Source organism: Streptomyces phyllanthi (genome assembly GCF_009377205.1).
GTDB lineage: Bacteria > Actinomycetota > Actinomycetes > Streptomycetales > Streptomycetaceae > Streptomyces > Streptomyces phyllanthi.
The window spans coordinates 1-8,751 of record NZ_VJZE01000396.1 but is presented as its reverse complement, the minus strand read 5'-3'; the positions used below and the strand labels follow the sequence as shown (position 1 = coordinate 8,751).

Here is an 8,751-nt window from a genome sequence, read left to right as displayed (position 1 = left end):
GGCGAGCCGCACCGTGGCACCGAGGACGCTCAGCCCGCGCGGGGCGACGACGACCGGTTCCAGGGAGACCGCGACGACCTCCGGGTGGTCGTCGACCAGCCGGGACACCCGCAGGAGCAGCTCTTCCAGGGCGTCGACGTCGGCCGGCGCGGAGCCCCTCCAGCCGAAGAGGAGCGGAGCCGTCCGGATCGACCGGACCAGCGAGGCCGCGTCCCGGTCGGTGACCGGAATCAGCCGGTGTGCCGTGTCGTCGAGCAGCTGCGACGCGGCCCCGGCGAGCCCGAAGGAGAGCACCGCTCCGGCCGCCTGGTCGATCACCGTCCGTACGACCGTGTCGACTCCGCGCGGAGCCATGCCCTGCACGACGGGGCGCAGCTCCCCGGGATCCCCGAAGAGACCGGTCAACTCCGCGTACGCCCTCCGCAGCTGCTCCTCGTCCGCGAGGTCGAGACGGACGCCGCCCAGGTCGGCGCGGTGCCGCAGGTGCGGGGCGGTGGCCTTGAGGGCCACCGGGTAGCCGATGGCGCGCGCGGCCGCGGCGGCCTCGTCCGGCGTGGGTGCGGGCCGGGCCCCGTGCACGTGGATGCCGTACCGGGCGAGCAGCTCGCCGGTCTGGTCGGTGCCGAGCGTCAGGCCCTCTCCTGCGGCGAGGAGTGTGTCGATCTGCTCGGCGGCGCCCTTCTCGTCGATGTCCTCGTACTCGGGCACCTTTCCCGGGTCGGCGGCCTCGCGGCGCCACTGGGCGTACTTCACGGCTTCGGCGAGGGCCCGGACGGCACGCTCGGCTGCGGGGTAGGCGGGGATGGAGCGGGAGCCGGCGGGCGCCTCCCCGGCTGCCTCCCCGGCTGCCGCGACGGCGGGCGTGGGCGCGCCGGTGTCGCCGGGGCCCCGCCGCTTGGGCGGGCCGGGACGGGCGCTGTCCCGTGGCGTGGGGGTTCCGCCCGGCGCCGGAGGAGCTGCCTGGGGGGCGGTGCTGGTGGCGGCCGACAGGGCCTCCCCCAGGCCACCGAGCTCGACGTGCACCACGAGCACCGGCTTTCCGGGCGCCTCCGCCGCGGCCGAGCGCAGTGCGGCGGCCAGGGACTCGTCGGCCGCCCAGGTCTCCCCCACCGCCGGAATCGCGGTGACCACGACGGCGTCGCACGAGTCGTCGGCCAGCGCCTCCGACAGCGCCCGGTGGAAGTCCGCGGCCGAGGCGCCGGTCGTGAGGTCCAGCGGCGGCAGGGGGCTGAGTCCTTCGGCGAGGCACGCGTCGTACGTCAGCAGCCCCAGCGACTCGGAGTTCCCGAGGATCGCCACGCGCGGTCCGGTCGGCAGCGGCTGCCGGGCCAGAAGCAGGCCCGTGTCCACGAGCTCGGTGATCGTGTCCACGCGGATCACGCCGGCCTGCCGCAGCAGGGCGGACACGGTGGCGTGCGGCAGCCGTGTGGCCCGTACGGCGTGCCCCTGGGGGGCCGCTCCGCCGTGCCGCGCGCCCTGGACCACGACGAGCGGCTTGGCCGCGGCCGTCCGGCGTGCGAGGCGGGTGAACTTGCGCGGGTTGCCGATGGATTCGAGGTACATGAGGGCGACGTCGGTGTCCGGGTCGTCGTACCAGTACTGGAGCACGTCGTTGCCGGACACGTCCGCGCGGTTGCCCGAGGAGATGAAGCTCGACACGCCCGTGACGCCGGTGACGCCTCCTCCGCGCCGGTGCAGCCGGGACAGCAGGGCGATCCCGATGGCGCCGGACTGGGCGAACAGGCCGATCCGTCCGGGGCGCGGCATCTCGGGGGCCAGCGAGGCGTTGAGCCGCACGCCGGGTGACGTGTTGATGATCCCGAAGGCGTTGGGGCCGATGATGCGCATGCCGTACGCCCGCGCCTGGCGCACCAGTTCGCGCTGGCGCTCCCGCCCTTCGGGGCCGCTCTCGGCGTACCCGGCGGAGACGACCACGAGGCCCTGCACTCCGTGCTCCCCGCACTCGGCCACGACTTCGGGGACGTATTCGGCAGGGACGGCGACGACCGCGAGGTCCACGGGATCGGCGATCTCGCTGATCGAGCGGAACGCCGGCACCCCGCCCAGCTCCTTGTCCTGGAGGGCCCTGTTCACGGCGTACAGGCGGCCGGTGAAGCCCGCGTCCCGGAGGTTGGTGAGCACGCTGCGGCCCACGCCCCCGGGCGTGCTCCCCGCGCCGATGACGGCCACCGAACCGGGCGTGAGGAGCCGCTGCACGGAGCGGGCCTCGGCGCGCTGCTCGCGCGCGTACTGCACGGCGAGCGAGCGGTCGGTGGGCTCCAGGTCGAACTCCAGGCGTACGACGCCGTCTTCGAAGCTGCGCTGCTGCTGGTACCCGGCGTCCGTGAACACCTTGATCATCTTGGTGTTGGCGGGCAGCACCTCGGCGGCGAAGCGGCGGATGTCCCGCTCCCGGGCGACGGCCGCGATGTGTTCGAGGAGAGCGGACGCGACGCCCCGTCCCTGGTGGGCGTCCTGCACGAGGAAGGCGACCTCGGCCTCGTCGGCGGGCGCGGAGGCGGGCATCCCATCGGCGTCGATCCGGTCGTAGCGTACGGTGGCGATGAACTCGCCGCCGACCGTGGCCGCGAGTCCCACCCGGTCCACAAAGTCGTGGTGCGTGAAGCGGTGGACATCCTTGGCGGACAGGCGAGGGTACGGCGCGAAGAAGCGGTAGTACTTCGACTCGTCGGAGACCTGCTCGTAGAAGCTGACCAGACGCTCGGCGTCATCAACGGTGATGGGCCTGACGCGTGCGGTGCCGCCGTCGCGCAGCACCACGTCGGCCTCCCAGTGGGCGGGGTACTCGTGCCGGTCCGACGAGGTCTGCATGGGCCCCAGAGTACGGCTCGCGTACGACAACGGCGTGAGGCGGTCTCGCGTGCGAAATCGACGCGGGGGTCTCGCGCACGGCAACGGCGCGGGGCAGTCTGGGGGGCGACCACCGGATCGCGGTCAGGCCGTGGGCCCCGGTCCGGACCGGTCTCCATGATATGCGAAACTGGTCTAGACAATCGGTCTAGACCACTGAGAACCTGAAGGGCAGCAACGCATGGCTGAGCGCCGCGTCAACGTCGGCTGGGCCGAGGGCCTCCACGCCCGCCCCGCCTCCATCTTCGTCCGGGCCGCCACGGCCTCCGGTATCCCCGTGACGATCGCCAAGGCCGACGGCAACCCCGTCAACGCGGCCTCCATGCTGGCGGTCCTGGGCCTCGGCGCCCAGGGCGGCGAGGAGATCGTGCTCGCCTCCGACGCCGAGGGCGCGGACGCCGCGCTCGACCGGCTGGCGAAGCTGGTCTCCGAGGGACTCGAGGAGCTCCCCGAGACCGTCTGAGTGACGCGGCGAAAAGCCTCCGCCGGCCGGAGTCCGCGCACACACCGAAGGGCTCGTCCGAATTTCCGGGCGAGCCCTTCGCATTTCCTTTTCGCGGGCAGCAGAAATAATCCCCCACGAATTCCACGCTCTTTGTATACGGCTCTTGTGTTAATGCCGCAGGCTCGTGATGTTTACGGGAGGTTGCGAAGTCCTCACACGGTCCGTCCTGTCCGCCTGGCCGGGAAATCTCAGCCGGTGCGCGGCGGTCGCGCGTTCGGTGTGCAGGGTCGTGATCGCCCGGGCCCGCTCGCCGTCCCCGCGCGCGACGGCGTCCACGATGCCTCCGTGCTCGGCCCAGGACTCCACCGGGCTGGTGGGCGCCTCCACCGTGTACATCCAGGCGATCTTGTGCCTCAGCTGGGCGAGCGTCGAGGTCAGGGCGGGGCTGCCGGAGGCCTGGGCGAGCGTCTCGTGGAACCAGCCGCCGAGGGAGCGCAGGTCCTCGCTGTTGCCCCTCCTGGCGCGCTCCTGGCCCAGTCTGACCAGGCCGCGCAGCACCTTGAGGTGCGCCTCGGTGCGGCGCTGGGCGGCGCGCGCGGCGCCCAGCGGCTCCAGCAGCATGCGCATCTCCAGCAGGTCGGCGGCCTCCTGCTCGGTGGGCTCCGCGACGCACGCGCCCGCGTGCCGGCGGGTGACCACGAAGCCCTCGGCCTCCAGCGTGCGCAGCGCCTCGCGCACGGGGACGCGCGAGACGCCGTACCGGCGCGCGAGGAGCTCCTCGGTGAGCCGGCTGCCGCGCTCGTAGACGCCCGCGACGATGTCATCACGGATCGCCGTGCATACCGAGTGCGCCGGAATACGCATGACCGGACCTCCGCCTTAATCCCCGTGAAACGCCATTGATTGACGCGTGTTCGAGCGACTCTATTGCAGTCGGGCAGAATTTCCGATGCCGGGTCGGAATCCATGGATATTTTTTGGACAGGAGGTTCGTCACAACGACGAAAGCCCCGGCTCGGTGAGCCGGGGCCTCGTGGGGCCACTGGGGCGTCCGCTGTCAGGGGCGGTGGCGGGGCGCGGTCGAGGGGCGCGGTCGCCGGTGGCGGGGCGCGTCGGTCAGAGCTTCACGCCATGCGAGCGCAGGTACGCGGTGGGGTCGATGTCCGAGCCGTACTCGGCCGCCGTACGGGCCTCGAAGTGCAGGTGCGGGCCCGTGACGTTGCCGGTCGCCCCGGAGAGGCCGATCTGCTGGCCGGGGGTGACCTTCTGGCCGACGGAGACGCCGATGGACGACAGGTGGCCGTACTGCGTGAACGTGCCGTCGTCCATCTTGATCACGATCTCGTTGCCGTAGGCGCCGCCCCAGCCCGCCTCGACGACGGTGCCGGAGCCCACCGCGTGGACGGCCGTGCCGGAGGAGGCGTGGAAGTCGATACCGGTGTGGCTGCCGGAGGACCAGACGGCACCGCCGGACTTGTAGCCGGTGGAGACGTAACTGCCGGTGATCGGGGCGACGTAGGCGCTGAGGAGCTTGCGCTCCTCCTCGCGGGCAGCGCGCTCCTTGGCGGCGCGCTCCTTCTTGGCCGCCGCTTCGGCCTCTTCGGCCCGCTTCTTCGCGAGGGCCTCCGCCTCCTTCTGCGCGGCCGCCTCCGCGGCGGCCTGCTGCTGGGCGGCGGCCTGGGCATCGATCTGCTCGGCGACCGTGTCGCCGATCTCGATGGCCTGGGTGAATCCGGTGTGCTCGGCGGCGGTGTCCGCGGCGAGCGCCGGGGCGGCGAAGGCGCCCACGACGCCGGTGGTGGTGAGCGCGGCGGCGCCGACGGCCTTCGTGGTCGCACGCTTCATGCGACTGGGGCGGCGGTGCTTCCCGGTGGCGCAGGTGAACGCCATGAAGTGGCTGGTCCTTTCCCTCCTTCTCGCCTACCGGGTTAGCTGACGGGTTCGGAGCAGGAAGGTCTCCTACGGACCCCCTTCACATGGTGACGGGCGTCCGATTCACCCCAGGGACTGCGGTTGGGTCCCCGGCTCCCCTGGCTCGCGCCGTACGGGGACTCGGCGATGACTGTCCGGTGCCGCGGGTGCGGCGCACTGCTGACGAACAGCCGGACCGACGCTAAGCGCGCCCGCTTTCAAATAACAAACACAGCACGGTTTTTGTAGCGCATGCCACAGGGCAGACAGGCAACCTCCCCCGCAATACGGACATCAGGGGCCCCGGTGACTCCTCCGTCACCGGGGCCCCTGACGCCGTGTGGGCCCGACTCGGCCCGCGCGCGTGCCCTACTCCGCCGTGACGACGGTGACTTCGCCGATTCCCAGGGCCCTGACGGGCTCCTCGATCTGCGTCGCGTCACCGACGAGGACGGTCACCAGCCGGTCCACCGGGAAGGCGTTCACGGCGGCCGCGGTGGCCTCCACGGTGCCGGTCGCGGCGAGCTGCCGGTACAGGGTCGCCTGGTAGTCGTCCGGCAGGTGCTGCTCGACCTGGTCGGCGAGGGTGCTCGCGACCGCCGCCGCCGTCTCGTACTTGAGGGGGGCGACCCCCACGAGGTTCTGTACGGCGACATCGCGCTCGGCGTCCGTCAGGCCCCCCTCGGCGAGGGTGCGCAGCACGGTCCACAGGTCCTGGAGCGCCGGGCCGGTGTTCGGCGTGTCGACGGAGCCGCTGATGGCGAGCATCGAGGCGCCCGTGCCGTCGGGCGCGGAGCGCAGCACCTGCCCGAACGCCCGCACACCGTAGGTGTATCCCTTCTCCTCGCGCAGGACGCGGTCCAGGCGGGAGGTGAGGGTGCCGCCGAGGCAGTACGTGCCGAGCACCTGGGCCGGCCACACGCGGTCGTGCCGGTCGGCGCCGACACGGCCGAGAAGCAGCTGGGTCTGGACGGCGCCGGGACGGTCCACGATGACGACGCGCCCGGTGTCGTCGGCGGTCACCGGGGGCACGGGGCGCGGATCGGCCGAGGAGCCCGTCCAGGCGCCCAGGGTGTCGCCGAGCAGCGCGTCCAGGTCGACGCCGGTGAGGTCGCCGACGACGACCACGGTGGCCGTGGCGGGGCGGACGTGCTTCTCGTAGAAGGCGCGCACGGCCGCCGAGTCGATGCCCTCGACCGTCTCCTCGGTGCCCTGGCGCGGGCGTGACATGCGCGAGGTGGCCGGGAACAGCTGCCGGGAGAGCTCCTTGGCGGCACGGCGGGCCGGGTTGGCCAGCTCGTGCGGGATCTCGTCGAGGCGGTTGCGCACCAGCCGCTCGACCTCGCTGTCCTCGAACGCGGGTGCCCTCAGCGCGTCGGCGAGCAGACCGAGCGCCTTGGGGAGGCGGGAGACGGGGACCTCGAGGCTCACGCGTACACCGGGGTGGTCGGCGTGCGAGTCGAGAGTGGCGCCGCAGCGCTCCAGCTCGGCGGCGAACTCCTCGGCCGAGTGCTTGTCGGTGCCCTCGGAGAAGGCACGGGCCATAATCGTGGCGACCCCGTCGAGGCCCGCGGGCTCGGCGTCCAGGGGCGCGTCGAGGAGCACCTCCACGGCGACGACCTGCTGGCCGGGGCGGTGACAGCGCAGCACGGTCAGGCCGTTGTCCAGCGTGCCGCGCTCGGGCGCCGGGAACGCCCAGGGCCTGGCCTCGCCGGCCTGGGGCTGCGGGTGGAACTCCATGGTCGCGAGCTCGGTCACTTCGCCGACTCCTCGGTCTCGTCGGTCACCGCGGCTTCGGCGGTCTCTTCGGCTGCGGCGGCCTCCGCACCCTCGGCCCCCTCGGCCCCCTCGGCCACGAGCGGCTCGTACACCAGCACCGCGCGGTTGTCGGGCCGTACGCGGGCCTTGGCGACGCCCTGGACCTCCTCGGCGGTCACGTCGAGCACGCGCTGGACGGCGGTCAGGGCGAGCTGCGGGTCGCCGAACAGCACGGCGTACCGGCACAGTTCGTCGGCGCGGCCCGCGACCGTGCCGAGCCGGTCCAGCCACTCGCGCTCCAACTGGGCCTGGGCGCGCTCCATCTCCTCGGCCGTGGGGCCCTCCTCGGCGAACCGGGCGAGCTCCTCGTCGACGGCGGCCTCGATCACCGGGACCTCGACATCGCCGGAGGTCTTCACGTCGAGCCATCCCAGGGAGGGCGCCCCCGCCAGCCGCAGCAGGCCGAACCCGGCGGCCACCGCCGTACGGTCCCGCCGTACGAGCCGGTTGTACAGGCGGGAGGACTCGCCGCCACCGAGGATCGTCAGCGCGAGGTCGGCCGCGTCGCACGCGCGCGTGCCGTCCTCCGGGAGCCGGTAGGCGGCCATCAACGCGCGCGCGGGGACCTCTTCCACCACGACCTCGCGCAGCTGCTCACCGATGGTGTCCGGCAGCGAGCCGTCACGCGGGGCGGGCTTGCCGTCGTGCCCGGCGATGGAACCGAAGTACTTCTCGATCCAGGCGAGCGTCTGCTCCGGGTCGATGTCGCCGACCACGGAGAGCACGGCGTTGTTCGGCGCGTAGTAGGTGCGGAAGAACGCGCGCGCGTCCTCCAGGGTGGCCGCGTCCAGGTCCGCCATCGACCCGATCGGGGTGTGGTGGTACGGATGGCCCTCCGGGTAGGCGAGGGCGGTCAGCTTCTCGAAGGCGGTGCCGTACGGGACGTTGTCGTACCGCTGCCGACGCTCGTTCTTGACGACGTCCCGCTGGTTCTCCATGGACTCGTCGTCGAGCGCGGCGAGCAGCGAGCCCATGCGGTCGGCCTCCAGCCAGAGGGCGAGCTCCAGCTGGTGGGCGGGCATGGTCTCGAAGTAGTTGGTGCGCTCGAAGCTGGTGGTGCCGTTCAGCGAGCCGCCCGCCCCCTGGACGAGCTCGAAGTGACCGTTGCCCTTCACCTGGCCCGAGCCCTGGAACATCAGGTGCTCGAAGAGGTGGGCGAGGCCGGTGCGGCCCTTGACCTCGTGGCGCGAGCCGACGTCGTACCAGAGGCACACCGCCGCGACCGGGGTCAGGTGGTCCTCGGAGAGCACCACCCGCAGCCCGTTGGCCAGGCGGTGCTCGGTCGCTGTCAGGCCCCCGGAGCCTGCCTCGGCTGTGACCGTGTGACCCATGGGCATGTACGTCCCTTCGCTCGCGGAAGCTGTCGTGAAAAACCGCGGATGTCCTGCCGTTCCTGCCACTGTATGCAAGCGTGCGGACGGCTGGCGAAGTTCCCGGACTCCGTACGCCCAGAGCGAGACCCGTGGTCGGAGCAGTGACTTCTGTCGGAGCCATGACTTCTGCGGCTTCCGCGTGCACGCGCGCGGGTGGGCCCGTGCGGCGTCAGCGGCCCCCGGCCTGTCGCGACGGCCCCCGCGTACGGAGATCCACACACCGAGTGCGGAGATCCACATACCGAGTACGGAGATCCGCGCACCGGCTCCCAGTACTCTCCACCAGACCCGGCGCACCCACCCCCAGGCCGAGGTGCGTGCCCTGTTCCGGCC

The 8,751-nt window shown here is 72.5% G+C and carries 6 protein-coding genes and 1 riboswitch; of the genes, 1 reads left to right on the top strand and 5 read right to left on the bottom strand.

Features of this window, described 5'->3' with window-relative positions:
• A partial coding sequence (locus tag FNH04_RS35605; protein WP_152789984.1) for a bifunctional acetate--CoA ligase family protein/GNAT family N-acetyltransferase occupies positions 1–2,832 on the bottom strand: 2,832 nt, incomplete at its 3' end.
• A 220-nt stretch (positions 2,833–3,052) separates the two neighbouring features.
• Between FNH04_RS35605 and FNH04_RS35595 the strand changes: the two genes are divergently transcribed.
• Positions 3,053–3,334 carry an HPr family phosphocarrier protein gene (locus tag FNH04_RS35595; RefSeq protein WP_079309245.1) on the top strand — a complete coding sequence of 94 codons (282 nt, stop codon included), beginning with the start codon at positions 3,053–3,055 and terminating at the stop codon, positions 3,332–3,334.
• Positions 3,335–3,484: 150 nt separating this feature from the next.
• Here the strand turns inward: FNH04_RS35595 and FNH04_RS35590 are convergent, their stop codons facing one another.
• The 4 genes from FNH04_RS35590 to FNH04_RS35575 all read right to left on the bottom strand — a co-directional run bounded on the left by FNH04_RS35590 (position 3,485) and on the right by FNH04_RS35575 (position 8,382).
• On the bottom strand, positions 3,485–4,180 hold the full coding sequence (locus FNH04_RS35590; RefSeq protein ID WP_152789983.1) for a GntR family transcriptional regulator: 696 nt from the start codon (positions 4,178–4,180) through the stop codon (positions 3,485–3,487).
• A 252-nt stretch (positions 4,181–4,432) separates the two neighbouring features.
• The gene (locus FNH04_RS35585; protein ID WP_152789982.1) at positions 4,433–5,206 is read right to left on the bottom strand and encodes a M23 family metallopeptidase; all 774 of its coding nucleotides are present in this window, start codon (positions 5,204–5,206) and stop codon (positions 4,433–4,435) included.
• A 12-nt stretch (positions 5,207–5,218) separates the two neighbouring features.
• Positions 5,219–5,384, bottom strand: a riboswitch (cyclic di-AMP (ydaO/yuaA leader).
• A 212-nt stretch (positions 5,385–5,596) separates the two neighbouring features.
• Positions 5,597–6,985 carry a M16 family metallopeptidase gene (locus tag FNH04_RS35580; protein WP_322724782.1) on the bottom strand — a complete coding sequence of 463 codons (1,389 nt, stop codon included), beginning with the start codon at positions 6,983–6,985 and terminating at the stop codon, positions 5,597–5,599.
• Positions 6,982–8,382, bottom strand: a complete 1,401-nt coding sequence (locus tag FNH04_RS35575) for a M16 family metallopeptidase (RefSeq protein ID WP_152789981.1) — start codon at positions 8,380–8,382, stop codon at positions 6,982–6,984. The genes FNH04_RS35580 and FNH04_RS35575 overlap by 4 nt, the downstream gene beginning before the upstream one ends.
• Positions 8,383–8,751 lie beyond the last annotated feature (369 nt).